Below are 25,353 nucleotides of genomic sequence, written 5' to 3' on the forward strand. Positions count from 1 at the left end.
TTGTCACGGAGTAAGCTAATATGAGCATGCAAGATCCTATTGCGGATATGTTAACCCGTATTCGTAACGGCCAAGCTGCTAACAAAGTATCTGTGAAGATGCCTTCTGCTAAGTTGAAAGTCGCTATTGCGAAACTGCTTAAAGAAGAAGGTTACATCGCTGATTACGCCGTAGCAGATGAAGCCAAGCCTGAACTGGAAATTACGTTAAAGTATTTCCAAGGCCAACCAGTCGTTGAGACTATCCAGCGCGTAAGTCGTCCTGGTCTTCGTATTTACAAAGGTAAAAACGAACTTCCAAAGGTGATGGGCGGACTGGGTGTCGCAATTGTGTCCACTTCTAAAGGCTTGATGACTGATCGTGCCGCCCGCCTTGCTGGCATGGGTGGCGAGGTTATCTGCTACGTAGCATAAGGAGCTAGGAATGTCTCGTGTAGCAAAAGCACCAGTATCTATTCCAGCTGGCGTAGAGGTGACCTTAAACGAACAGACCCTGACCGTCAAAGGCGCGAAAGGTAGTCTGACTCGAGTGATCAACAATGCGGTCAATGTTGTTATTGAAGATGGCGTAGTTAAGTTTCTTCCTGTTGAAGGCGTTGTTAACGCTTGGGCACAGGCTGGTACTACTCGTGCATTAGTAAACAACATGGTTGTTGGTGTATCTCAAGGTTTTGAGCGTAAACTGAAGTTAGTTGGTGTTGGTTACCGTGCGAAACTCGTCGGAGCTGATATTGACCTGACTCTAGGTTTCTCTCATCCGTTAGTACACAAACTGCCCGCAGGCGTTACTGCAGAGTGCCCTAGCCAAACTGATATCGTCCTTCGTGGCGTTGATAAACAGTTAATTGGTCAAGTCGCTGCTGAGATTCGCGGATACCGTCCACCAGAGCCGTATAAAGGCAAAGGTGTTCGCTATGACGACGAAGAAGTACGCCGTAAAGAGGCTAAGAAGAAGTAGGTAACGCGATATGGATAAGAAAACATCTCGCTTACGTCGCGCTATTCGCGCTCGTAAGAAGATCCAAGAGCTGGGCGTGAACCGTCTGGTTGTACATCGTACACCGCGTCACATTTATGCTCAGGTGATCAATCCTGAAGCTCAGGTGGTGGCAGCTGCTTCAACCGTGGAAAAAGCGGTTAAAGAGCAACTGAAGAGTACCGGTAACGTAGACGCGGCGAAAGCAGTAGGTAAATTTGTTGCTGAGCGCGCGATCGAAAAAGGCGTAACTTCTGTTGCGTTCGATCGTTCTGGTTTCAAGTATCACGGTCGTGTAGCTGCTCTAGCAGATGCTGCTCGTGAAGCTGGCCTCCAGTTCTAAGGGGTTATAAAAATGGCTAAATTAGAAGCTCAGCAAAAAGACGATCTGCAAGAAAAATTGATTGCAGTTAATCGTGTTTCTAAAGTAGTTAAGGGCGGTCGTATCTTTAGCTTCACAGCACTAACAGTAGTGGGTGATGGTAACGGTAAGATCGGCTATGGCTATGGTAAAGCGCGCGAAGTTCCAGCAGCAATTCAAAAAGCTATGGAAAAAGCCCGTCGTAACATGGTGACCGTGGAGTTGAACGCAGGTACTCTGCATCACCCAGTTAAAGGTCGTCATACTGGTTCACGTGTATACATGCAACCAGCATCACAGGGTACCGGTATTATTGCCGGTGGCGCAATGCGTGCCGTATTGGAAGTAGCAGGCGTTCATAACGTTCTGTCAAAAGCATACGGTTCTACTAACCCGATCAACATCGTTCGCGCGACTGTCGATGCATTGGTGCACATGAAGTCACCATCGCAAATCGCAGCTAAGCGTGGCCTGAATGTTGACGAAATTCGGGGGTAATGCACCATGGCAACTAAAACTGTAAAAGTTACTCAGACTAAGAGCGGTATCGGTCGTTTACCGAAGCACCGTGCAACCTTAACAGGTTTAGGTCTGCGTCGCATTGGTCACACTGTTGAATTAGAAGATACTCCTTCTGTTCGCGGTATGATCAACAAGGTCTACTACATGGTTAAGGTGGAGGATTAATAGATGCGTTTAAATACTCTATCTCCAGCTGCAGGCTCTAAGCATGCACCAAAGCGCGTAGGCCGTGGTATGGGTTCAGGCTTAGGTAAAACTGCGGGTCGTGGTCATAAAGGCCAAAAATCTCGTTCTGGTGGCGGTGTACGTCCTGGATTCGAGGGTGGTCAAATGCCACTGAAGATTCGTTTACCTAAATTTGGTTTTACCTCGCGTCGCGCTATGGTAACAGCTGAAGTTCGTGTACTCGAACTGGCAAAAGTTAACGGTGATGTTATCGACTTAAACGCTCTGAAAGATGCGAACGTTATTACTCGCAACATCCAGTTTGCGAAAATTGTTCTTTCAGGTACCATTGAGCGCCCAGTGACTGTCAAAGGTCTAAAGGTAACCAAAGGTGCACGTGCAGCAATTGAAGCTGCTGGCGGTAAGATCGAGGAATAATACGTCGATGGCAAAACCAGGACTTGATTTAAAAAGCGCGAAAGGCGGATTTTCAGAACTGAAAGCTCGCCTCCTGTTCGTGATTGGTGCGATTATCGTCTTTAGGGCCGGTTCGTTTGTGCCAATTCCTGGTATTGACGCAGCTGTATTAGCAGAGCTGTTTGCTCAGCAAAGCGGGACCATCCTAAGCATGTTTAACATGTTTTCGGGTGGTGCCCTTGAGCGTGCTTCTATCTTTGCATTAGGTATTATGCCGTACATTTCGGCATCTATCATTATGCAGTTATTGACAGTCGTACATCCTGCACTCGCTGAATTGAAAAAAGAAGGCGAATCAGGACGTAAGAAAATCAGTCAATATACAAGATGGGGTACCTTAGTGCTGGGTACATTCCAGTCGGTCGGTATTGCAACTGGGTTACCGAATTTAGTGCCTGGCCTTGTGGTCAACATTGGTTTTGGATTCTACTTTGTTGCGGTTGTGAGCTTAGTGACGGGAACGATGTTCCTAATGTGGCTAGGTGAGCAAATTACCGAACGTGGTATAGGTAACGGTATCTCGATTCTTATTTTCGCAGGTATTGTTGCTGGATTACCTTCCGCTATCGGCCAAACGGCTGAGCAGGCGCGTCAAGGTGACTTGAATGTGTTAGTATTGTTGTTGCTCGCGGTCATTGTATTTGCCGTGACTTATTTTGTCGTATTTGTGGAGCGTGGTCAGCGTCGTATCGTTGTTAACTACGCTAAGCGTCAGCAGGGCCGTAAGGTGTTCGCTGCGCAAAGTACACATTTACCACTAAAGATAAACATGGCGGGTGTGATCCCCCCAATTTTTGCGTCAAGCATCATTTTGTTTCCTGGAACACTGGCTCAGTGGTTCGGTCAAAATGAGTCTATGTCATGGTTAAGTGATTTTTCACTGGCTGTGTCACCTGGACAACCGCTTTACTCATTATTGTATGCAGCAGCAATTATTTTCTTCTGTTTCTTCTATACTGCGTTGGTGTTTAACCCACGTGAAACTGCAGATAACTTGAAGAAGAGTGGTGCATTCATCCCTGGGATCCGTCCTGGAGAACAGACTTCGCGTTACATTGATAAAGTAATGACCCGTTTGACATTGGCAGGCGCGTTATACATAACCTTTATCTGCTTAATTCCGGAGTTCATGTTAATTGCGTGGAAAGTACAGTTCTATTTTGGCGGTACTTCACTACTAATTATGGTAGTCGTGATCATGGACTTCATGGCTCAGGTTCAGACCCATATGATGTCTCATCAGTATGAGTCTGTGATGAAGAAAGCTAACCTAGTAAACAAAGCGAATTTAGATCGTTTTGGTCGCTAATTAGCTTTACGGAGTGATGAAATGAAAGTTCGAGCTTCCGTGAAGAAGATCTGCCGTAATTGCAAGATCGTCAAGCGTAGTGGCGTTGTACGCGTTATCTGTGTTGAACCAAAACACAAACAGCGTCAAGGCTAATAAAGAAATTTGTTCAGCCCAATCTTGGGCTGAACAAAATATTGTTTGCAAATCTGTCAACTGTCGAGTATCCTTTCGGGCTTTTCGCAGTTGGCCTTTAACTTAAGGAGTGCATAGTGGCCCGTATCGCTGGCATTAACATTCCTGATCAAAAGCATACAGTCATTGCATTGACTGCAATTTTCGGCATCGGTCGTACTCGTGCAAGAGCAATCTGCGCGGCTACAGCAATCGCTGAAACAGCTAAGATCAAGGAATTGAGCGAAGCTCAAATAGATACACTACGCGAAGAAGTTGCCAAATACTTAGTAGAAGGTGACTTACGTCGTGAGATTTCAATGAACATCAAGCGTCTTATGGATCTTGGTTGTTATCGTGGTCTCCGCCATCGTCGTAGCCTGCCTCTCCGTGGGCAACGTACTAAGACCAATGCGCGTACGCGTAAAGGTCCACGTAAACCAATTAGAAAGTAACGGGAAGGTAAAGCAATGGCTAAAGTTCCGTCACGTTCTCCGCGTAAGCGCGTACGTAAACAGGTTGCAGATGGCATGGCTCATATCCATGCTTCTTTCAACAACACTATTGTCACCATTACAGATCGTCAAGGTAATGCGTTGTCATGGGCTACTTCAGGTGGTTCAGGTTTCCGTGGTTCACGTAAATCTACTCCATTTGCTGCACAGGTAGCTGCTGAGCGTGCAGGTGCTGCTGCTCAAGACTACGGTTTAAAAAACCTTGAAGTGTTTGTGAAGGGTCCAGGTCCAGGTCGTGAGTCAGCCATTCGTGCGCTGAACGCTGTTGGTTATAAAATTACCAACATTACCGATGTGACGCCGATCCCTCATAATGGTTGTCGTCCTCCTAAAAAGCGTCGTGTATAACGCCGTTTCATTAGGATTGTTGGAGAAAGATCATGGCAAGATACTTGGGTCCCAAGCTCAAGCTCAGCCGCCGAGAAGGTACAGACCTTTTCTTAAAAAGCGGTGTGAGAGCAATCGATTCAAAGTGTAAACTGGAAACTGCACCTGGACAACATGGCGCTCGTAAGCCACGTCTGTCTGAGTATGGTACTCAGTTACGCGAAAAACAAAAAGTTCGTCGTATTTACGGTGTGTTAGAAAAACAATTCCGTAACTATTACAAAGATGCTGCACGTCTGAAAGGCAACACTGGTGAAAACCTGTTGCAACTTTTAGAAACCCGTTTAGATAACGTTGTTTATCGTATGGGCTTCGGTGCAACTCGTGCAGAATCACGTCAGCTAGTAAGCCATAAATCAGTTATGGTTAACGGTCGTGTTGTTAACATTCCGTCATTCAAAGTGTCTGCGAATGATGTTGTGAGCATCCGCGAGAAGTCACGCACTCAAGCTCGTATTAAAGCGGCTTTAGAAGTGGCAGCTCAACGCGAGAAGCCTACATGGGTTGAAGTCGACAGCGCGAAAATGGAAGGTGCTTTCAAGCGCGTTCCAGAACGTAGCGATTTGTCTGCGGAAATTAACGAACAGCTGATCGTCGAGCTTTACTCTAAGTAAAGCTAACAAACAAGAGAGGACACAATGCAGGGTTCTGTTACAGAATTTCTTAAACCGCGTCTCGTTGATATCGAGCAGGTTAACTCAACACGTGCCAAGGTTACATTGGAACCACTTGAGCGTGGTTTCGGCCACACTTTAGGTAACGCGTTGCGTCGCATCCTATTGTCGTCTATGCCCGGCTGCGCGGTTACCGAAGTCGAGATTGACGGTGTACTGCACGAATACAGCAGTAAGGAAGGCGTACAAGAAGATATCCTTGAGATCTTGTTAAACCTGAAAGGGTTAGCAGTGACTATCGAGGGTAAAGACGAGGCTATGCTTACGTTGAGCAAGTCCGGCGCAGGCCCTGTCATCGCAGCAGATATCACGCATGATGGTGATGTCACTATCGTGAATCCTGATCATGTTATCTGTCATTTGACGGGTAACAATGATATCAGCATGCGTATTCGCGTTGAGCGTGGTCGTGGTTATGTGCCAGCATCTGCTCGTGCACAGACCGAAGACGATGATCGCCCAATCGGCCGTTTGCTGGTTGATGCTTCTTTCTCGCCAGTTGCACGTATTGCCTACAATGTAGAAGCAGCTCGTGTTGAACAGCGTACTGACTTGGATAAACTTGTTATCGATATGACCACTAATGGTACTATCGATCCTGAGGAAGCTATCCGCCGTTCCGCAACTATTTTAGCTGAACAGCTAGATGCGTTTGTTGAGCTGCGTGACGTGACTGAGCCAGAATTGAAAGAAGAGAAGCCGGAGTTCGATCCGATTCTGTTGCGTCCTGTCGACGATTTAGAGCTAACTGTACGTTCGGCTAACTGCTTGAAAGCCGAAGCGATTCATTACATCGGAGATCTGGTACAGCGTACTGAAGTTGAGCTGCTGAAGACCCCTAACTTAGGTAAGAAATCTCTTACAGAAATTAAGGACGTTTTGGCTTCTCGCGGACTGTCGTTAGGTATGCGTTTGGAAAACTGGCCTCCAGCTAGTTTAGCAGACGACCTATAAGTCTCAGGTTTGTACAGATTTAGGTTATAAGGATTAGGTCATGCGCCATCGTAAGAGTGGTCGTCAACTTAACCGCAACAGCAGCCACCGCCAAGCTATGTTCCGTAACATGGCAAGCTCACTGGTTCGTCATGAGATCATCAAGACAACCGTAGCTAAAGCGAAAGAACTGCGTCGCGTAGTTGAGCCTCTGATAACACTTGCTAAGAGTGACAGCGTTGCAAATCGTCGTTTAGCGTTTGCACGTACTCGCGACGCTGAAGTCGTAGGTAAGTTATTTACTGAGTTGGGTCCACGTTACCAGGAACGTCCTGGTGGCTATACCCGTATCCTTAAGTGCGGTTTACGTGCTGGTGATAAAGCCCCTATGGCTTACATCGAGCTAGTTGGTCGCCCAGAAGCTGCTCAAGCTGTTGATGTTGAAGCTGCTGAGTAATTAAGGTTACATAATTAAAAAACCGGGCAATTGCCCGGTTTTTTTATGTCAATTATTTACAACTCCTCTGCCCAAGTGGGTTGTTTCTCAATTTATTGAGGTAGTGTAATTTCCCATTTTGCGAGCCCTTGCCGACTGAACACAAACTTACCAAGGCCATCTATAACAGGGAAGATATATGCGGGTTTTTCGCTTGTAAGGATCCTTGCCGCCATAGCTGCTGCGATCTTGCAGTGGTTATAACCTCAAGCACGTAGCCTCAAATGTCCCCCCTTCAGCCGAGATACTGAAGTCACAAAAGCCGAAATTAGGTACAGGTGTATTATTGGCTATCCATTTTATGAGTTGATTCGCTTCACTGACTGATTTTCATCATCTTTCACTGCCTGATCAAGTGCGACGACTATGGCGTTATACCTGATAGTACATGTTGTTGCCAATCTTTTAGGCGTGCAAGTTGAAGACAGTGACTTCCACATCTCCCAGTATACGTGATAGCTGGTTACTGATGTAGTCTGCGGTAATGCTAGATGTTTCACCTTGGTCAAAAATGACTAATATTCATCTTTGCACGGTCTTAGGCAACAAACCTTGGATAAGTAGGAGTGAGCATCTGAGTAAGGGTAATAAAAAAGCCTCGCGAAGAGGCTTTATTGGTGGTTTATATTACTACTTAGTATCAGGTGCTTTTTGTTGGCTGTAGTCGAGCTTTTCATGTTTTTGCCCCATAGCTTCTGCTACTTCTGGTGGCATATAATTTTCATCATGCTTCGCTAATACTTCAGTTGCTTCAAGTTTACCTTCTGCTGTTAATACTCCTTGAGCAACAATACCTTGTCCTTCACGAAATAAATCTGGTAATAGGTCATCATAGGTGACTAAAATTTCACCGCCTAAAGAATCATGTACAGCGAACTGTACATGTAGACTATCTGGATCGCGCACCATAGAGCCAACGGTTACCATCCCACCTACACGGATACGTTGTCCAACATCAGGTTTGACCCCTGTATCGGTCTTTCCATTCACGATTTCTGACGGTGTATAAAATAAATTTAAATTTGAGTTGAGCGCATACAGTAGAAGCGATGCAATGGCAGCAACACCACCAATTAATGCTACCGCTAATGTCAGTCTTTTTTTGCGTCTTGGGTTCACGATTTGGTACTCCTAGTTTCTTTGAGGCGCTCTTCACGATTCATCTTTTTAGCGATTTCAATCAGAACCTTACGCTTTTGGCGTGCGCTTGTTATGATGAGTACCGATAGGCAGAAGAACGTCACTCCGTAGGAAAGCCATACATAGAATGCATAGCCGCCCATATTAAAAAAATCACTGATAGAATCGAATTGCATTATTTGACCTCCTCAGCCTTAGCAAGTTCACGCACCCAAGGGCGCATTCCGTTTCTTGCTAAAATTTCAGCTTTGAATCTGACGATAGTAATCGCGCCTATCATAAGGCCGAAACCTAAAATATTGATTAAAAGTGGATACAACATCTCTGCTGGCATCGTTGATTTTTCAGTAATGCGAATAGTTGATGGCTGATGTAATGAGCTCCACCATTCAACTGAGTATTTGATAATAGGGATATTAATGACACCCACGATCGCTAAGATCCCTGCAGCACGAGCCGCAAGCACTTTATCTTCGAATGAGGCATATAATGAGATTACGCCTAAATATAAGAAGAGCAGTACAAGCTCTGAGGTTAGACGAGCATCCCATACCCACCAAGTTCCCCACATAGGCTTACCCCATGCAGCTCCTGTGAACAGTGCAATAAAAGTAATCACCGCACCAATAGGTGCAATAGATGCTGCGGCCCAATCAGCGAGCTTGACTTGCCATACCAGACCAATAAATGCTGCAGTTGCCATGCCCATGTAGGCTGCCATTGACATTGATGCTGCAGGTACATGGATAAAGATGATGCGATAACTATCACCCTGTTGATAATCTGTCGGGGCGAAGATTAATCCCCAAATAGTCCCTACTGCAATAAACAGACAAGCCAAGATTGCAAACCATGGGAATAATGTTCCTGATAATTTATATGCGCGTTCAGGATCCGCATAAGGGTGTAACCATTTCCACATTTTAGTTAGTACTCACTCGCAGAGATGCACCGATTGCAAAGGGTGCTAAGGTTAACGAACCGATCAACATAGCGCCTATTATAGCGAGCTGACCATCATAGGGTAAATTCATTCCCGCCGCATCGATTGCACTCGTTGCGAAGATGAGAACTGGGATATACAGGGGTAAAATCAGTAGGCTGAGCAAAACGCCGCCTTTGCGTAATCCGACGGTTAGAGCTACGCCAATCGCACCTAATAGTGATAAAACAGGTGTGCCCAGCGTTAAGGTTGCAATCAGTGCACCATAGCTATTGGTATCTAAATTTAGCAATACCGCGAGTAGCGGTGCAATGATAATTAATGGAACGCCAGTCAATATCCAATGTGCCAATACTTTTGCTAATACAAGAATTGATAATGGCTGTGGACTCAGCAGCATTTGCTCTAAGCTACCATCGCTAAAATCTGCTTTAAAAAGTCGTTCAAGCGATAGCATGGAGGCTAATAATGCTGCAACCCAAATAATACCGGGAGCAACGCGTGCTAGCATTTGCGGCTCTGGACCAATACCAAGGGGGAATAGAGTGACAACCATAATAAAAAATAACAATGGGTTAAAAATATCACCGCGGTGACGTACGGCAATTTTTAGATCCCGCTGTAACAAGGTAAAAAATGCCTGAGTAAAGCTGATGCCTCTTTTCATTATGCTTGACCTTATATGAAGCGATAATCTAGACGAATTTTACGAAGCCTATCATCTGTGATAATGCTCATATCTTGGTGAGTGGTAAGAATAACGCATCCACCATTATCTGCATGCTCAATAAACAGTTGCTCAAGTTCTTCAACACCTTTTTTATCAATAGCGGTAAAAGGTTCGTCAAGGATCCAAATTTTACAGTTGCTATGCCAAAGTCTTGCCAGTGCAGTTCTACGATGCTGACCTGCAGATAAATGGCCAGCCAGAGCTTCTTCAAATCCAGTTAAATTAACTTTGGCTAAGATAGAGGCTGTGTCGAATTCATCATAACCACTGATTCTTAAATTGAAATTAAGGTTCTCTTCGGCTGTTAATTCACATTTAACGCCTGCAAGGTGGCCTAAATACAGTAGGTCTTCGTTGTACTCGTCACGGCAACGATTGATATCTTCACTAAGATAAAAGGTTTGTCCTGCATAGGGACGCGAAAGCCCCGCTAAAATACGCAATAAGCTCGTTTTACCTGCGCCGTTAGGGCCTTCAATTTGGACGATATCACCAGCATTAATATTAAAACTTAACTCATCAAACAGGATACGTTCTTCGCGGATACATGTCAGCTTGCTCGCTGATACCAGTGTGTTTACTGAAGTTATATTTGTCACTGAACCCTCTATCTCAAGCCGGAAGGAAACACAAGTGATTCTAACACAAACATTATTGCGGGGTTTACACTTGCTTTACTCTAGATGTCAGCAATTTGATGTGGTTCCAATAACCGCAATATTTATCGAACTTTTTTACGACTTGCTAATATATTAACGAATTTGTCACGCTTGTCGCTTTACAACGGTTACGCTGAGATTCTAATCACAAAAAGATGAGATTTATTGAAGTTTGTAGTAATCTTAGCCCGCTATAATGAGTCTGCCTCCACCAAGGGCAGCGTCGAGCTTTGTACGTATTTGCATTAGGAACATTGAACATGAAAAAACTGTTAGCAATGACTGCAGTCGCTGCTTTGACTATGTCAGTCAACGTTTCAGCTCAAGAAGCTGAGGCTATTTATAATAAGGCATGTACCGTATGCCATAGCATGGGTGTTGCCGGTGCTCCTAAAACTCACAATACTGCTGAATGGGAACCACGCTTAGCTAAAGGTATTGATACGCTGTTACACAGTGTTAAAACCGGTCTGAATGCTATGCCGCCAGGTGGCATGTGTACTGATTGTACTGATGATGATTACAAAGCTGCTATCCAATTTATGTCTACAGCTAAGTAATTACTCTGGTATAAAAAAACCGGTGCAAGCCGGTTTTTTTATACCAAAAATAAACGATAGGTTATTGTACTTGGGTATCAAGTACGAGGTTTGCTGTTTCACCTACAATAACTTTGCTGATCTTACCTTGAATATCACCAGCTTGAGGTTTGATATTGCCATGCTTGGAAAGTACGGCGATCACTTCAACGCTAGTCGCCTGACTTAATTTTGCATCTCCTCCCATGCCAGTGCTGTCATCTAACGTTACAGTAACGGGTAAGGCGCTTGCGCTCACTTTTGTTGCTGCTAAGGGGACTTTTGGACCTTCAGTTGCACGTGCAAACACAAAAATAGTGTCTTCTGGACTCGCCTTAGCTGCAAGTTCCGGAGAGATTGAAATTGCTATGCTGACTGATTTTTTTCCCACTGCAGCTTGTTTATGCACGTCATCATCAGGCATACCTGTGGTTTCTGCTTGCATGCGTAGGTTTGCTGTTTCAATTGCATTCATTAACGCTGCGCGATCCACATCAGTACGGTCGCTATCAAGAATGGTTTGCCATGAGGTAATTGCTTTTTTGTAGTCAGCGAGAAAGAAAGAATTCATTCCAACGAGTAGCAGTGTTGAAGGATCTTGTGGATCCATCGCTAAGGATTCATCAATGATCGCTTGGATTTGTGGCGTCATCTGCTGTCCAGCTTTGTAGTACATAGCTGTCGCTTTTGGACCTAATAACTCCGCATGTTTACCGACTAATTCCATGACTTTATCGAAAGCGGCAATTGCCTTATCGAATTGATTTGCAGAAATATATGCATGGCCTAGGCTAAACCAAGCTTGGCTATTTTCAGGTTCTGCTTGTACTTGTGCTTCAATTGCCTGAATACGTTGCCCCATGATTTGGGCTGTATCCATTCCAGCATGTGGATTAGCGGGTTGGGCTGTTCCAATATTTTCGAAAGCACCTAGGTGCTGATACAGGTAACCTGAAATAGCAAGTAAACCCACTGACATTATTGATGGCCAGAGTATGGTTTTGGGTTTAATTTGATTAACCAGTGAATCATCTCCTGCCTGTTTGATATCTTGCAGTAAGCTGATTTCTAATTCTTTTTTAAGAGCATCAAATTCTGTTTGATCGAGCAGTTCTTCGCTCAGTTCTTTTTCTAGTGTTGCAAGACGTTCATTGAATAACTCGAGGTTCGTTTGTTTACGAACGCCAGCTTCTTCAGTACGTAACAACTTTTGTTGTCTGAAATGCGGGATCCAAATCAACGTTAGGCTGACTAACACAACAAGCGCAATAAAAATCCAAAATGTTGTCATTGTTTCTATATTCACTTTAGTTTGCATAAAAGCGGTGTTACCGCCGGCTTGGAAGCAAGATTATACGTAAAGATTATTCATTGAACAGTAATATAAGGCATTCATTGCACTGAAAGCTTATAGTTGGGCACTGGTTCACAAATTGATTCTTATTGTAAATTTTGTATGAAACTTAAGTGCCTTTTATCTGTCACATGCAGAACTATCGTTCTATGCGGCGGTTTTCTCAATATTTGAGTAATGAGACAAGTCACCCAGTTTTGTATGAAATAGGCAGACAGGAACAATAGCAAATACTAAAATGAACCAAATCTTGTACGTTTGTGTGAATAACATGTTGTGCGTTGATGTAGAGTCGTTCTAGATCAACATATTATTAGAGACTGAGGAAAACCCATGATCCCAGAACTTGGACACTTTTCGTTGATAATCGGAGTGGCTTTTGCCTTTCTGCTCGTCAGCGTTCCCCTTATTGGTGTTGCCCGTAAAGATCAATATCTTGTGAGGTATGCTTGGCCGTTAGCTTACGGAATGTTCTTTTTTATCAGTTTATCCGTTGTTTCACTTGGTTATAGCTTTGCTGTTGATGATTTCTCCGTCGCTTATGTGGCTCATCATTCCAACTCCCAGTTACCTATCTTCTTTAAGATTGCGGCCGTATGGGGCGGTCACGAAGGGTCGCTGCTATTTTGGGTGTTTTCATTAGCAACTTGGGCCGCTTCTGTTGCTTTATTCAGTAAAGGTTTAGAAGAAGTGTTCACCGCACGTGTACTTGCAGTTCTGGCAGTAATCGTGATTGGTTTTAGTTTGTTTATGCTGCTTACATCAAGCCCATTTGAGCGTTTATTTCCCATGCCTGCAGAAGGTCGTGACTTAAACCCAATGCTGCAGGATGTGGGCTTAATATTCCATCCACCTATGCTGTATTTGGGCTATGTTGGTTTTTCTGTAAGCTTTGCTTTTGCTATTGCTGCATTGATGAGTGGACGTCTTGATTCTGCATGGGCTCGTTGGTCTCGTCCTTGGACCTTGGCTGCATGGGTATTTCTCACGGGCGGTATTTCTTTAGGCTCTTGGTGGGCATATTACGAATTAGGCTGGGGTGGTTGGTGGTTCTGGGATCCTGTTGAGAACGCCTCTTTCATGCCTTGGTTAGTGGGTACTGCGCTTGTGCACTCTTTGATTGTGACCGAGAAACGCGGCGCCTTCCGTAACTGGACGGTATTGCTTTCCATCTTTGCTTTCTCTTTAAGCTTGCTTGGTACCTTTATTGTTCGCTCTGGCGTATTAACCTCAGTGCATTCATTTGCGGCAGATCCCAGCCGTGGTATGTTCATTCTGTTGTTACTTGGTTTAGCCATTGGTGGTTCTTTAACACTCTTTGCTTTCCGTGCCAGCGAAATGAGTAGCCCAGCACGTTTCGAGTTGAAGTCTAAAGAAACTATGCTGCTGATTTGTAACGTTCTGTTGACTGTTGCTACAGGTACTGTGTTATTAGGCACTTTATACCCACTACTGATTGATGCACTTGGTATGGGTAAAATTTCTGTAGGGCCTCCATATTTCAATGCTGTATTTGTGCCTATCGTTTTAGTGTTGTTTGCTTTTATGGGTGTAGGTCCAATTATTCGTTGGAAAAAATCGAAGGCCGGCGAGCTTAGACGCCAACTGCTGATCCCTGCTCTAGTTTCTGTCGCTATAGGGATAGTGACACCATTTATAGTTGATGGTGCATTTAACGCGTGGGTTGCATTTGGTATTGCAGCGGCGGTATGGATCATTCTTGCCACGGCAAGAGCCGCTTATAATATTGTTAAACCTAAAGAAGGTGATATTAGTGTTGCTCGTATGGGGCGCAGTCAATTTGGGATGATCTTGGCCCACTTCGGCATTGCCGTCTCTGTTATTGGTGCCACTATGGTATCTAACTATTCAGTTGAGAAAAGTGTCCGAATGGGACCAGGGGTTAGCCAGGAGTTAGCTGGTTATACCTTTAAGTATTTAGAGACAAAAAATGTCGTTGGCCCAAATTACACAGCTCAGCAGGGGCAAATTGAAATCTATAAAGATGACAAATTGTTAACACTGCTAAAGCCTGATCGCCGTCAATACAATGTGCGAACCATGGATATGACCGAAGCTGGTATTGATTGGGGTCTGTTCCGTGATTTGTATGTGACTATGGGTGACCCTATCAGTGCAACAGAGTTTGCGGTACGTTTGAACTATAAACCCTTTGTCCGTTGGTTGTGGTTTGGATCGATTTTTATGATGATTGGTGGTTTCTTCGCTGCATCAGATAAGCGTTATCGCTCAAAAGTGGCGGCGATTGTTAAGCCACAAGTAGATAAAGCTAAACTGGCAACCGCTCAATAGTTGAGGAATATATGAAGAAGTTAGTTCTATTTATCCCTCTGGTGCTATTTCTTGCCATGGGAGTATTTTTATATAAAGGGTTGTTTTTGAATCCTCAAAAATTGGATTCAGCACTAGAAGGAAAGCCTATTCCGGCTTTCCAGCTAGAACGTCTAGAAACACCTGATGAGCTGATTACCAATGAACAGTTAAAAGGGAAAGTAGCATTACTCAACGTATGGGCGACTTGGTGCCCATCTTGTAAATATGAACACCCTTTTTTAAATATGTTATCGCGGAAAAATATTCTACCCATATACGGTATCAACTATCGGGATGAGCGTGCGCCTGCAATCGCTGAGCTGAGACGCCAAGGTGACCCATATACATTGAATATCTTTGATAAAGATGGACGCTTGGGTCTAGACCTTGGCGTTTATGGCGCTCCAGAAAGTTTTATTGTTGATCATAACGGTATTATTCGCTTCCGCTATGCAGGCCCTATTGATCAAAATGTCTGGAGTGAAACACTATTCCCAATGATCCAGCAATTACAGGCAGAAGCAGCAAAGGATAATGTATCGTGAAAATATTACTCAAATTAGTAAGCGGGTTAGTGCTGGTATTGAGTATGGTCACCAGTGCTATTGCTACACCTGTCGATACTTATGAATTTAAATCGCCGGATAATCAAAAGCGCGCTTTATCACTCGCTCACTCTTTGCGTTGTCCGCAGTGTCAAAACCAAAACTTAATTGATTCGAATTCTCCAGTTGCCAGTGATTTGCGGCTGGAAGTTTTTAAAATGGTCGATGAAGGTAAAGGCGATGATGAAATCATTGAGTTTATGACAAGTCGCTATGGTGAGTTTGTGCTGTATAAACCTAAAATGGAAGCCAAAACCTATATACTTTGGTTAGGGCCCATAGGTTTGTTAATCATCGGCTTAGCGATTGGTTATATTTTTATCCGCAAACAGCGCATCAGTGGCAACACACCTCAGGAGATCAGCGCTGAAGATCAACAAGCATTAGATGCCTTACTAAAGCGTAATAGCAAATGAAGCATAAATTAGCGACAGCTTTTATGCTGTCATCTATTTTATTAGGATTTACAGTTGGAGTTGTGCATGCCTATCCTGGGATGCAACAGGGAACAAATCCAGTAACATCCACAATTGATCTGATCAGTGTTTTACCTAAAGCTTTTCCGATTGAGCCTGCGCCTTTTAATGATGTCGATGGTAAAGCCATCGACTTCAGCCAATATAAGGGCAAGGTTGTCATGGTTAATGTGTGGGCAACTTGGTGTCCGCCTTGTGTCAGAGAGTTACCAGCGATCGAAAGATTAGCGACTAAATTTAAAGCAGAGGATTTTGCACTCTTACCTATATCGATTGATGCTGATGGTAAACAACAAGTGCAACCGTTTTTGAACACACTAGGGATGGCAGGGTTTAACTCTTATTACGATCCTGAGCAAAACCTAGGACAAGTATTTCCACTTGATACTATTCCTGCCACCTTTATTCTGGATAAAAACGGTCAGCTTATTGCATTTGTGCGATCATTTGTTGATTGGGATGACGCCAAGGCAGTGACACTCATCCAAGGATTCATAGATAAAGGGCATGCCAAGCCTGATTAATCATCAATTTGCTGGAAAAAGAGTCTCTATCGTTTAAAAGATCGCCATGCGATCTTTTTCTTTTAAAAAGCGCTTGCAGAAAAAGTTTCGCTGCCTATAATGCGCATCCACTGACACGGCAGACAGCGAAAGCCAGCTGACGAGTTAGGTTGAATTGAGTAGCTTTTAAGCACTTAATTCAAGCGCAGCAAGAAGTTGAAAAATACTCCTTGACGCGAAACGGGAAATGCGTAAAATACGCAGCCCTAGCCAACTGGAAGCGTTCGGAGCTCAGTGTGGTACTCACCTTCTCTTGCGAGGTTGAGTTGCTCTTTAACAAGATAAAACAAGAAATCTGTGTGGACACTCACAGGTGTTGAGTTAATCGAAACTGCTTAGCCTTCGGGTTGGCAGTCAAAGAATTAAATCAATGTAACAATGAGTGTTCATAGCAATATGTACATAATTTTGATTTCGCTTTTTTAAAAGCGGAAACAAATGACAGAATTCATTGAGCCGCTGAAGTCGCAAGACGGAAGCACCAAAACTTTAATTGAAGAGTTTGATCATGGCTCAGATTGAACGCTGGCGGCAGGCCTAACACATGCAAGTCGAGCGGCAGCACAAGGGAGTTTACTCCTGAGGTGGCGAGCGGCGGACGGGTGAGTAATGCCTAGGGATCTGCCCAGTCGAGGGGGATAACAGTTGGAAACGACTGCTAATACCGCATACGCCCTACGGGGGAAAGGAGGGGACCTTCGGGCCTTCCGCGATTGGATGAACCTAGGTGGGATTAGCTAGTTGGTGAGGTAATGGCTCACCAAGGCGACGATCCCTAGCTGTTCTGAGAGGATGATCAGCCACACTGGGACTGAGACACGGCCCAGACTCCTACGGGAGGCAGCAGTGGGGAATATTGCACAATGGGGGAAACCCTGATGCAGCCATGCCGCGTGTGTGAAGAAGGCCTTCGGGTTGTAAAGCACTTTCAGTAGGGAGGAAAGGGTGAGTCTTAATACGGCTCATCTGTGACGTTACCTACAGAAGAAGGACCGGCTAACTCCGTGCCAGCAGCCGCGGTAATACGGAGGGTCCGAGCGTTAATCGGAATTACTGGGCGTAAAGCGTGCGCAGGCGGTTTGTTAAGCGAGATGTGAAAGCCCTGGGCTCAACCTAGGAATAGCATTTCGAACTGGCGAACTAGAGTCTTGTAGAGGGGGGTAGAATTCCAGGTGTAGCGGTGAAATGCGTAGAGATCTGGAGGAATACCGGTGGCGAAGGCGGCCCCCTGGACAAAGACTGACGCTCATGCACGAAAGCGTGGGGAGCAAACAGGATTAGATACCCTGGTAGTCCACGCCGTAAACGATGTCTACTCGGAGTTTGGTGTCTTGAACACTGGGCTCTCAAGCTAACGCATTAAGTAGACCGCCTGGGGAGTACGGCCGCAAGGTTAAAACTCAAATGAATTGACGGGGGCCCGCACAAGCGGTGGAGCATGTGGTTTAATTCGATGCAACGCGAAGAACCTTACCTACTCTTGACATCCACGGAATTGGCTAGAGATAGCTTAGTGCCTTCGGGAACCGTGAGACAGGTGCTGCATGGCTGTCGTCAGCTCGTGTTGTGAAATGTTGGGTTAAGTCCCGCAACGAGCGCAACCCCTATCCTTATTTGCCAGCACGTAATGGTGGGAACTCTAGGGAGACTGCCGGTGATAAACCGGAGGAAGGTGGGGACGACGTCAAGTCATCATGGCCCTTACGAGTAGGGCTACACACGTGCTACAATGGCGAGTACAGAGGGTTGCAAAGCCGCGAGGTGGAGCTAATCTCACAAAGCTCGTCGTAGTCCGGATTGGAGTCTGCAACTCGACTCCATGAAGTCGGAATCGCTAGTAATCGTGGATCAGAATGCCACGGTGAATACGTTCCCGGGCCTTGTACACACCGCCCGTCACACCATGGGAGTGGGCTGCAAAAGAAGTGGGTAGCTTAACCTTCGGGGGAGCGCTCACCACTTTGTGGTTCATGACTGGGGTGAAGTCGTAACAAGGTAGCCCTAGGGGAACCTGGGGCTGGATCACCTCCTTACCTATACGACTAACTTGATGCTTTTGAGTGTTCACACAGATTGCTTGTTTATCCTGTCTTAGGACGGGTAGAGCGAAACATCCCTCTAGCAGGTCGATGTAGTTCTTTAACAATTTGGAAAGCTGATAGTATTAAACACAATGATGTCTGTCGTTGTGTTGATACGAAAAAAGTTTAATGCGAAAGCATTGAACATTGAGTTCTCAAACACTTTATTAAGTGTCTTGAATATTCAAGTCTAAGGCGCGTCCACTTCTTTGGTCAGAAGTGAGACAAGTAAAACCAGCTGGTCGCAACAATTCAAGTGAAACTCATTTGGGTTGTATGGTTAAGCGACTAAGCGTATACGGTGGATGCCTTGGCAGTCAGAGGCGATGAAGGACGTAGTAACTTGCGAAAAGCGTTGGCGAGCTAGTAACAAGCATTTGAGCTAACGATGTCCGAATGGGGGAACCCGGCCGCATAAGCGGTCATCATGTAGTGAATACATAGCTACATGAGGCGAACGAGGGGAACTGAAACATCTAAGTACCCTTAGGAAAAGAAATCAACCGAGATTCCCCTAGTAGCGGCGAGCGAACGGGGATTAGCCCTTAAGTCTATGGGGTGTTAGTGGAATGGTCTGGAAAGTCCAGCGGCACAGGGTGATAGCCCCGTACACGAAAACTAACCGTAGATGAAAACGAGTAAGGCGGGACACGTGACATCCTGTTTGAATATGGGGGGACCATCCTCCAAGGCTAAATACTCCTGACTGACCGATAGTGAACCAGTACCGTGAGGGAAAGGCGAAAAGAACCCCTGTGAGGGGAGTGAAATAGAACCTGAAACCGTATACGTACAAGCAGTGGGAGCGGTCCTTGAGACCGTGACTGCGTACCTTTTGTATAATGGGTCAGCGACTTACATTTTGTAGCGAGGTTAAGCGAATAGCGGAGCCGTAGGGAAACCGAGTGTTAACTGCGCGTTTAGTTGCAAGGTGTAGACCCGAAACCCGGTGATCTAGCCATGGGCAGGTTGAAGGTTGAGTAACATCAACTGGAGGACCGAACCGACTAATGTTGAAAAATTAGCGGATGACTTGTGGCTGGGGGTGAAAGGCCAATCAAACCGGGAGATATCTGGTTCTCCTCGAAAGCTATTTAGGTAGCGCCTCGAGCGAATACCATTGGGGGTAGAGCACTGTTAAGGCTAGGGGGTCATCCCGACTTACCAACCCTTTGCAAACTCCGAATACCAATGAGTACTACTCGGGAGACAGACGGCGGGTGCTAACGTCCGTCGTCAAAAGGGAAACAACCCAGACCGTCAGCTAAGGTCCCAAAGTGTATGTTAAGTGGGAAACGATGTGGGAAGGCTTAGACAGCTAGGATGTTGGCTTAGAAGCAGCCATCATTTAAAGAAAGCGTAATAGCTCACTAGTCGAGTCGGCCTGCGCGGAAGATGTAACGGGGCTAAACATACCACCGAAGCTACGGGTGCAGCCCATTAGGGTTGCGCGGTAGAGGAGCGTTCTGTAAGCCGTTGAAGGTGAAGGGGTAACCCACGCTGGAGGTATCAGAAGTGCGAATGCTGACATGAGTAACGATAAAGGGGGTGAAAAACCCCCTCGCCGAAAGACCAAGGGTTCCTGTCCAACGTTAATCGGGGCAGGGTGAGTCGACCCCTAAGGTGAGGCCGAAAGGCGTAATCGATGGGAAACAGATTAATATTTCTGTACTTCCGCTAACTGCGATGGAGAGACGGAGAAGGCTAGGCTAGCGCGGCGTTGGTAGTCCGCGTTTAAGGTGGTAGGTGGGTGACTTAGGCAAATCCGGGTTGCTATACACTGAGAGCTGATGACGAGGTCCTAAGGGACTGAAGTAGTTGATGCCATGCTTCCAGGAAAATCTTCTAAGCTTCAGGTTAGCGGGAATCGTACCCCAAACCGACACAGGTGGTCGGGTAGAGAATACCAAGGCGCTTGAGAGAACTCGGCTGAAGGAACTAGGCAAAATGGTACCGTAACTTCGGGAGAAGGTACGCTCCTGTTGGTGATGAGACTTGCTCTCTAAGCTGACGGGAGTCGCAGATACCAGGTGGCTGCAACTGTTTATCAAAAACACAGCACTGTGCAAACTCGCAAGAGGAAGTATACGGTGTGACGCCTGCCCGGTGCCGGAAGGTTAATTGATTGGGTTATCGCAAGAGAAGCTCATGATCGAAGCCCCGGTAAACGGCGGCCGTAACTATAACGGTCCTAAGGTAGCGAAATTCCTTGTCGGGTAAGTTCCGACCTGCACGAATGGCGTAATGATGGCCACGCTGTCTCCAGCCGAGACTCAGTGAAGTTGAAATTGCGGTGAAGATGCCGTATACCCGCGGCTAGACGGAAAGACCCCGTGAACCTTTACTATAGCTTGGCACTGAACATTGAACCTACATGTGTAGGATAGGTGGGAGACTATGAAGTTGGGACGCTAGTCCTGATGGAGTCGTCCTTGAAATACCACCCTTGTAGTTTTGATGTTCTAACCTAGACCCCTAATCGGGGTTAGGGACAGTGCCTGGTGGGTAGTTTGACTGGGGCGGTCTCCTCCCAAAGAGTAACGGAGGAGCACGAAGGTTGGCTAAGTACGGTCGGACATCGTACGGTTAGTGCAATGGCATAAGCCAGCTTAACTGCGAGACATACACGTCGAGCAGGTACGAAAGTAGGTCATAGTGATCCGGTGGTTCTGAATGGAAGGGCCATCGCTCAACGGATAAAAGGTACTCCGGGGATAACAGGCTGATACCGCCCAAGAGTTCATATCGACGGCGGTGTTTGGCACCTCGATGTCGGCTCATCACATCCTGGGGCTGAAGTCGGTCCCAAGGGTATGGCTGTTCGCCATTTAAAGTGGTACGCGAGCTGGGTTCAGAACGTCGTGAGACAGTTCGGTCCCTATCTGCCGTGGGCGTTGGATGATTGAGGGGAGTTGCTCCTAGTACGAGAGGACCGGAGTGAACGAACCGCTGGTGTTCGGGTTGTCATGCCAATGGCATTGCCCGGTAGCTACGTTCGGAATCGATAACCGCTGAAAGCATCTAAGCGGGAAGCGAGCCCCAAGATGAGTCATCCCTTGGACTATAAGTCCACTAAAGAGCCGTTCGAGACTAGGACGTTGATAGGCATGGTGTGTAAGCGTTGTGAGGCGTTGAGCTAACATGTACTAATGACTCGAGAGGCTTAACCATACAACCCAGATGGGTTTTACAAAGAAGCCTTAGACAGAATATAAACACTTAATGAAGTGTGGACTCAAAAAGCAATCAGTTTTCCGAATTATTAAATAAGATAAGAGCAGATTTTAGTTCCTAGAACCTAGAATCTAGCAGCACGCAGTGCGCTCTCGAGTCTTGTTTAAAACCGAATATGCTTGGTGACAATAGCATTGTGGAACCACCTGATCCCATCCCGAACTCAGAAGTGAAACGCAATCGCGCCGATGGTAGTGTGGGGTCTCCCCATGTGAGAGTAGGTCATCGCCAAGCGCCTAATTTAGCTTAACGTGCAAACGTTAGACTAAAGGAGCGGTAGTTCAGTTGGTTAGAATACCGGCCTGTCACGCCGGGGGTCGCGGGTTCGAGTCCCGTCCGCTCCGCCAACATTAAGAGATAAGCCTCATCGAAAGATGAGGCTTTTTTCGTTGTAAAATAAATGAAAATGAGCACCGATAAGGTGCCCAAGGTTCCCTCTTTTATCCTTGATAGTATTATCGGTTATGCTGATATTGTATTTTTCTACCTTCTCGAGCTAGTGATTATATCGGTTTGGGTGAGTTTCGAACTCTTTTCATTGTTTCGCTTTCTTTGTTGTGTTTATCTTGATGCTTTTATAATTAAGTGAACACTTAAATTCTAAAGACAATTGAAATTGAGTAATTTGCCCCAAGATAGTATGAAGTGCTGCAGTTTTGTAGCGTCCACCACCGAGGTCCATGCCATGCTTTATGATTTAACGGTTGTACAATTTAGCAAGATGCTAAAAAACTTAAGCGTTATTCTTGAAAAGGGCGAATGCTTCGCAAACCTCAAGAAAGTCGATATGGCGGTGCTGTTAAACTCCCGTTTAGCTCCAGATCAATTTAACCTTATTCGCCAAGTTCAAATTGCCTGTGATACAGCCAAAATTGGCGTAGCACGTTTGACAGATAACTTGGATACAGTGCCAAAGCATGATGATAGCGAAACGACGCTAGCTGAGTTACAAGCACGTATTAGCTCAGTTTTAGATTACTTAGCGACGTTTAAAGCGGAGGATTTTGCTAATGCGGCGGTAATTCATGTTTCACAACCACGTTGGGAAGGAAAATATCTGACAGGTTATGAGTTTGCCATTGAGCATGCTATCCCGAACATTTACTTTCATATAACAACAGCCTACGCAATTTTGCGCCATAATGGTGTCGAAATTGGAAAGAAAGATTACCTTGGTGCTATGCCATATAAGTCGTAAATCTAGGCTAGATGTAGTACTGTTGCATGGCTTAATTGTTGTGCAACAGCGGCTTTGCCGCTCGAGTTTGTCAACCTTTCTGCATTACCACCTGTTTTTTCTTTATCTGTAGCATGCCGCTTTTCATCGATGAATTGGAGCCTAGTCTAAGGCTCTTTTGTCTCAATGAGTTAACGCGCTGTTTTTCATATGCCTTACGTTTTGTTCATTTGTACACCGTTAGCATGCGCTTCAATCTTGTTTGCTTAGGTGAGTTATGTTTGGCGTAAGTTTATGAGTCGTCATATTCTTAGCGAATTAAATCATTAAAGGTTTAATGATGAGTTGACTCATTGAAAATGACCTGTTTGTTCGTTAGAGCAGAAATTTACTGGAAGAGCCGATTGAGGCTTTAATTAAAGGAGTTAGCCATGTCTATCGAATCACATGTCATTGAGAGTCCTACTGGAGTAACGGTAACTGATTTGCCAATGAAGAGCAAAAAAGCTAAAAAAGTCGCTATTGCCAGTGGATTGCGGATTAAGGATAAGTTGACTCAAGATACTCGTCGGCGAATTGAAATTCTGCATGAGCAACGTCAACTATCTAATCGTTTCGGTGTGGATATCGAAATTGACTAATGTAGCCATAGCGATTATTTTGTCATAATGTTCAGGGCCCAGACTGTGATTGAGTGTGGGCCTATTTTTAGCAATCTACTGAAGTTATCTTGATTGTGACGCGAAGAATAGATCACACTATTACCATCAAGGATAACAACCTTATTTGCATCTCAATGAATAACCCCACCGGCCCTTGCAATACCAATGATCCCGATCAGGATCCAAAATCCATTCAGTAAAGTGTAAGCATTATCTTTATGTTAAGGCTGCCATTGTGGCTTCTTAATCCTCATAAAAAGTTACATAACTACTTTTAAGAAACAAAAAACAAACAAAGTTACATAAAACTCCCCCTCGCCTATTTAATTTTCGATTTTGGTTAAGGTTACAGCGTAACTCAAACCTATGTTGTAGCAGTGGAAAACGATGATGTTTCACCATTGTGCAGCAATAACTTCAAATAAATTTAAATTGGTGCTTACCATGAATAAAAAAATCATCTCATGGCTGATTATATTGGCAGTAGGTGGTGGAATTTGGTTGACTCCCGTACCAGCGGGCGTTGATCCAACTGCCTGGCACTTGTTAGCCATTTTCGCTGCAACTGTGTTAGGTCTTATCCTAGAGCCTATTCCAATGGGTGCCGTTGCTATCGGGGGAATAACAATAACGGCATTGACTGGAACATTAACAATTAAAGACTCGCTGACTGGGTTCTCTAATGATGTTATTTGGTTAATTGTGACAGCTTTTTTTATCTCAAGAGCGTTTATCAAGAGCGGGCTGGGAGCGCGCATTGGTTTTGTATTTATGAGATTACTTGGCAAAAAAACACTGAGTCTATCCTATGGCTTGCTGTTAACAGATTTGATCTTAGCGCCAGCGATTCCATCTAATACCGCTCGGACAGGTGGGATTGTGTTCCCTCTGGCAAACTCAGTCGCAGATGCTTATGGTTCAAAAGCGGAAGAGGGGACGTCAGGTAAGCTAGGCAGCTTCTTGATGACAACAGTTTTTCATGGCACCACTATCACTGGCGCTATGTTTTTAACTGGTATGGCTGCGAATCCACTCGCGGCTAAATTAGCTGCGGATATGGGAGTGGAGATCACTTGGGGTCAATGGGCGTTAGCTGCATTAGTGCCAGGAATTATCGCACTGATATTAATGCCATTATTTGCTTACATGCTAAATAAACCGAGCATTACATCTACTCCACAAGCCCCTCAGATTGCTGCAAAAGCGCTTGCTGATATGGGCAAAATGAAGCTAACTGAGTGGGTTACACTGGGGACCTTTATTGCCTTGATTGCTCTGTGGATTGGTGGTCCTGCACTTGGTGTCAGTGGTACAACGGCTGCTATGGTTGGTTTAATTATACTTGTCACTGCTAATGTGTTGAGTTGGGATGATGTGCTGAAGGAAAAAGGGGCTTGGAATACGCTGGTTTGGTTTTCTGCGTTGGTGATGATGGCAACCTTCCTAAACAAACTAGGTTTAATCACATGGTTCGGCACCAATATCGCGACTAACCTGAGCGGGTTAGATTGGCCAGTTGCACTGTTTTCGTTGGTATTAATCTACTTTTATATCCATTACGCCTTTGCATCTGCAACCGCTCATGTTGCTGCACTTTACTCTGTGTTTCTTGCTGTGGCGATACAGCTGGGGGCCCCTGGTCTTTTAGCTGCGCTTATCTTTGGTTTTACTTCTAATTTATATGCGTGTGGTACTCACTACGGAACAGGCCCTGCACCTATCCTTTTTGGCGCGGGTCATGTGTCGCTGCCTAAATGGTGGAGTGTGGGTTTTGCCATGGGGCTCTTACAAATTGCCATTTGGACCCTTGTGGGCGGAATTTGGTGGAAAGTGATCGGGCTATATTAATC

At 45.3% G+C, this 25,353-nt stretch carries 27 protein-coding genes, 1 tRNA gene and 3 rRNA genes; 25 read left to right on the forward strand and 6 right to left on the reverse strand.

Annotated features, from left to right (window positions below; translation table 11 throughout):
* The first annotated feature begins 20 nt into the window (after window positions 1–20).
* The 13 genes from rpsH (at window position 21) to rplQ (ending at window position 6,928) form a co-directional block, all read left to right on the forward strand.
* The gene (gene rpsH, locus MZ182_RS00890; protein ID WP_007644434.1) at window positions 21–413 is read left to right on the forward strand and encodes a 30S ribosomal protein S8; all 393 of its coding nucleotides are present in this window, start codon (window positions 21–23) and stop codon (window positions 411–413) included.
* 10 nt (window positions 414–423) lie between these two features.
* Window positions 424–957, forward strand: a complete 534-nt coding sequence (gene rplF / locus MZ182_RS00895; RefSeq protein ID WP_011787578.1) for a 50S ribosomal protein L6 — start codon at window positions 424–426, stop codon at window positions 955–957.
* Between the two features lie 10 nt (window positions 958–967).
* Window positions 968–1,318: a 50S ribosomal protein L18 gene (gene rplR, locus MZ182_RS00900; RefSeq protein WP_007644436.1), complete on the forward strand. Its 351-nt coding sequence runs from the start codon at window positions 968–970 to the stop codon at window positions 1,316–1,318.
* Between the two features lie 12 nt (window positions 1,319–1,330).
* Window positions 1,331–1,834, forward strand: a complete 504-nt coding sequence (rpsE, locus tag MZ182_RS00905) for a 30S ribosomal protein S5 (RefSeq protein WP_011787579.1) — start codon at window positions 1,331–1,333, stop codon at window positions 1,832–1,834.
* Window positions 1,835–1,840: 6 nt separating this feature from the next.
* Entirely contained in the window at window positions 1,841–2,023 is a 183-nt protein-coding gene (gene rpmD, locus MZ182_RS00910; protein WP_006083582.1) for a 50S ribosomal protein L30, read from the forward strand.
* Between the two features lie 3 nt (window positions 2,024–2,026).
* Entirely contained in the window at window positions 2,027–2,461 is a 435-nt protein-coding gene (gene rplO / locus MZ182_RS00915; protein WP_006083581.1) for a 50S ribosomal protein L15, read from the forward strand.
* A gap of 7 nt (window positions 2,462–2,468) precedes the next feature.
* Window positions 2,469–3,809 (forward strand): preprotein translocase subunit SecY, encoded by a 1,341-nt coding sequence (gene secY / locus MZ182_RS00920; RefSeq protein WP_011787580.1) that lies wholly within the window; start codon window positions 2,469–2,471, stop codon window positions 3,807–3,809.
* Window positions 3,810–3,830: 21 nt separating this feature from the next.
* Window positions 3,831–3,944 (forward strand): 50S ribosomal protein L36, encoded by a 114-nt coding sequence (gene rpmJ / locus MZ182_RS00925; protein WP_006083579.1) that lies wholly within the window; start codon window positions 3,831–3,833, stop codon window positions 3,942–3,944.
* Window positions 3,945–4,060: 116 nt separating this feature from the next.
* Window positions 4,061–4,417, forward strand: coding sequence for a 30S ribosomal protein S13 (gene rpsM / locus MZ182_RS00930; protein WP_011787581.1), 357 nt, complete (start codon window positions 4,061–4,063; stop codon window positions 4,415–4,417).
* A gap of 15 nt (window positions 4,418–4,432) precedes the next feature.
* On the forward strand, window positions 4,433–4,825 hold the full coding sequence (gene rpsK, locus MZ182_RS00935; RefSeq protein ID WP_006083577.1) for a 30S ribosomal protein S11: 393 nt from the start codon (window positions 4,433–4,435) through the stop codon (window positions 4,823–4,825).
* Window positions 4,826–4,857: 32 nt separating this feature from the next.
* Entirely contained in the window at window positions 4,858–5,478 is a 621-nt protein-coding gene (gene rpsD, locus MZ182_RS00940) for a 30S ribosomal protein S4 (protein ID WP_011787582.1), read from the forward strand.
* A gap of 24 nt (window positions 5,479–5,502) precedes the next feature.
* Complete coding sequence (locus tag MZ182_RS00945; protein ID WP_007644468.1) at window positions 5,503–6,492, forward strand: DNA-directed RNA polymerase subunit alpha; 990 nt, start codon at window positions 5,503–5,505, stop codon at window positions 6,490–6,492.
* Between the two features lie 40 nt (window positions 6,493–6,532).
* Window positions 6,533–6,928 carry a 50S ribosomal protein L17 gene (gene rplQ / locus MZ182_RS00950; protein ID WP_007644470.1) on the forward strand — a complete coding sequence of 132 codons (396 nt, stop codon included), beginning with the start codon at window positions 6,533–6,535 and terminating at the stop codon, window positions 6,926–6,928.
* Window positions 6,929–7,597: 669 nt separating this feature from the next.
* Here the strand turns inward: rplQ and ccmE are convergent.
* From ccmE to ccmA, 5 genes are read right to left on the reverse strand one after another with little or no spacing between them, the layout of a single operon-like run.
* Window positions 7,598–8,086 (reverse strand): cytochrome c maturation protein CcmE, encoded by a 489-nt coding sequence (gene ccmE / locus MZ182_RS00955; RefSeq protein WP_011787583.1) that lies wholly within the window; start codon window positions 8,084–8,086, stop codon window positions 7,598–7,600.
* Window positions 8,083–8,283 carry a heme exporter protein CcmD gene (gene ccmD / locus MZ182_RS00960; protein WP_011787584.1) on the reverse strand — a complete coding sequence of 67 codons (201 nt, stop codon included), beginning with the start codon at window positions 8,281–8,283 and terminating at the stop codon, window positions 8,083–8,085. The genes ccmE and ccmD overlap by 4 nt, the downstream gene beginning before the upstream one ends.
* Complete coding sequence (locus MZ182_RS00965) at window positions 8,283–9,029, reverse strand: heme ABC transporter permease (protein ID WP_011787585.1); 747 nt, start codon at window positions 9,027–9,029, stop codon at window positions 8,283–8,285. Before MZ182_RS00965 ends, ccmD begins: the two co-directional genes overlap by 1 nt.
* A 1-nt stretch (window position 9,030) precedes the next feature.
* A complete protein-coding gene (gene ccmB, locus MZ182_RS00970; protein WP_011787586.1) occupies window positions 9,031–9,717 on the reverse strand; it encodes a heme exporter protein CcmB in 687 nt (228 codons plus the stop codon).
* Window positions 9,718–9,728: 11 nt separating this feature from the next.
* Window positions 9,729–10,379 (reverse strand): cytochrome c biogenesis heme-transporting ATPase CcmA, encoded by a 651-nt coding sequence (ccmA, locus tag MZ182_RS00975; RefSeq protein ID WP_011787587.1) that lies wholly within the window; start codon window positions 10,377–10,379, stop codon window positions 9,729–9,731.
* A 320-nt stretch (window positions 10,380–10,699) separates the two neighbouring features.
* Here ccmA and MZ182_RS00980 point away from each other — a divergent pair, with 320 nt between their 5' ends.
* Window positions 10,700–10,999 (forward strand): c-type cytochrome, encoded by a 300-nt coding sequence (locus tag MZ182_RS00980; RefSeq protein ID WP_011787588.1) that lies wholly within the window; start codon window positions 10,700–10,702, stop codon window positions 10,997–10,999.
* A gap of 61 nt (window positions 11,000–11,060) precedes the next feature.
* Here the strand turns inward: MZ182_RS00980 and ccmI are convergent, their stop codons facing one another.
* Window positions 11,061–12,308 (reverse strand): c-type cytochrome biogenesis protein CcmI, encoded by a 1,248-nt coding sequence (ccmI, locus tag MZ182_RS00985; protein WP_011787589.1) that lies wholly within the window; start codon window positions 12,306–12,308, stop codon window positions 11,061–11,063.
* Window positions 12,309–12,704: 396 nt separating this feature from the next.
* Here ccmI and MZ182_RS00990 point away from each other — a divergent pair, with 396 nt between their 5' ends.
* The 11 genes from MZ182_RS00990 (at window position 12,705) to MZ182_RS01040 (ending at window position 25,351) form a co-directional block, all read left to right on the forward strand.
* On the forward strand, window positions 12,705–14,684 hold the full coding sequence (locus tag MZ182_RS00990) for a heme lyase CcmF/NrfE family subunit (protein WP_014609595.1): 1,980 nt from the start codon (window positions 12,705–12,707) through the stop codon (window positions 14,682–14,684).
* Between the two features lie 11 nt (window positions 14,685–14,695).
* Entirely contained in the window at window positions 14,696–15,250 is a 555-nt protein-coding gene (locus MZ182_RS00995) for a DsbE family thiol:disulfide interchange protein (protein ID WP_011787591.1), read from the forward strand.
* Window positions 15,247–15,726, forward strand: coding sequence for a heme lyase NrfEFG subunit NrfF (gene nrfF / locus MZ182_RS01000; protein ID WP_011787592.1), 480 nt, complete (start codon window positions 15,247–15,249; stop codon window positions 15,724–15,726). Before MZ182_RS00995 ends, nrfF begins: the two co-directional genes overlap by 4 nt.
* Entirely contained in the window at window positions 15,723–16,310 is a 588-nt protein-coding gene (locus MZ182_RS01005) for a TlpA disulfide reductase family protein (protein WP_248069338.1), read from the forward strand. The genes nrfF and MZ182_RS01005 overlap by 4 nt, the downstream gene beginning before the upstream one ends.
* A 529-nt stretch (window positions 16,311–16,839) precedes the next feature.
* Window positions 16,840–18,382 (forward strand): 16S ribosomal RNA (locus MZ182_RS01010).
* A 326-nt stretch (window positions 18,383–18,708) separates the two neighbouring features.
* Window positions 18,709–21,601: ribosomal RNA gene (locus MZ182_RS01015) — 23S ribosomal RNA — on the forward strand.
* Between the two features lie 181 nt (window positions 21,602–21,782).
* Window positions 21,783–21,898: ribosomal RNA gene (rrf, locus tag MZ182_RS01020) — 5S ribosomal RNA — on the forward strand.
* The 16S, 23S and 5S rRNA genes sit together here with 1 tRNA gene alongside, the layout of an rRNA operon.
* Window positions 21,899–21,934: 36 nt before the next feature.
* A tRNA-Asp gene (locus MZ182_RS01025) sits at window positions 21,935–22,011 on the forward strand.
* A gap of 338 nt (window positions 22,012–22,349) precedes the next feature.
* Window positions 22,350–22,862 carry a DUF1993 family protein gene (locus MZ182_RS01030; RefSeq protein WP_014609597.1) on the forward strand — a complete coding sequence of 171 codons (513 nt, stop codon included), beginning with the start codon at window positions 22,350–22,352 and terminating at the stop codon, window positions 22,860–22,862.
* A gap of 410 nt (window positions 22,863–23,272) precedes the next feature.
* Window positions 23,273–23,482 (forward strand): hypothetical protein, encoded by a 210-nt coding sequence (locus MZ182_RS01035; protein WP_011787595.1) that lies wholly within the window; start codon window positions 23,273–23,275, stop codon window positions 23,480–23,482.
* Window positions 23,483–23,947: 465 nt separating this feature from the next.
* The gene (locus MZ182_RS01040) at window positions 23,948–25,351 is read left to right on the forward strand and encodes an anion permease (RefSeq protein ID WP_011787596.1); all 1,404 of its coding nucleotides are present in this window, start codon (window positions 23,948–23,950) and stop codon (window positions 25,349–25,351) included.
* Window positions 25,352–25,353 lie beyond the last annotated feature (2 nt).

It is taken from the genome of Shewanella sp. JNE2 (assembly GCF_023159115.1).
Classification (GTDB): domain Bacteria; phylum Pseudomonadota; class Gammaproteobacteria; order Enterobacterales; family Shewanellaceae; genus Shewanella; species Shewanella putrefaciens.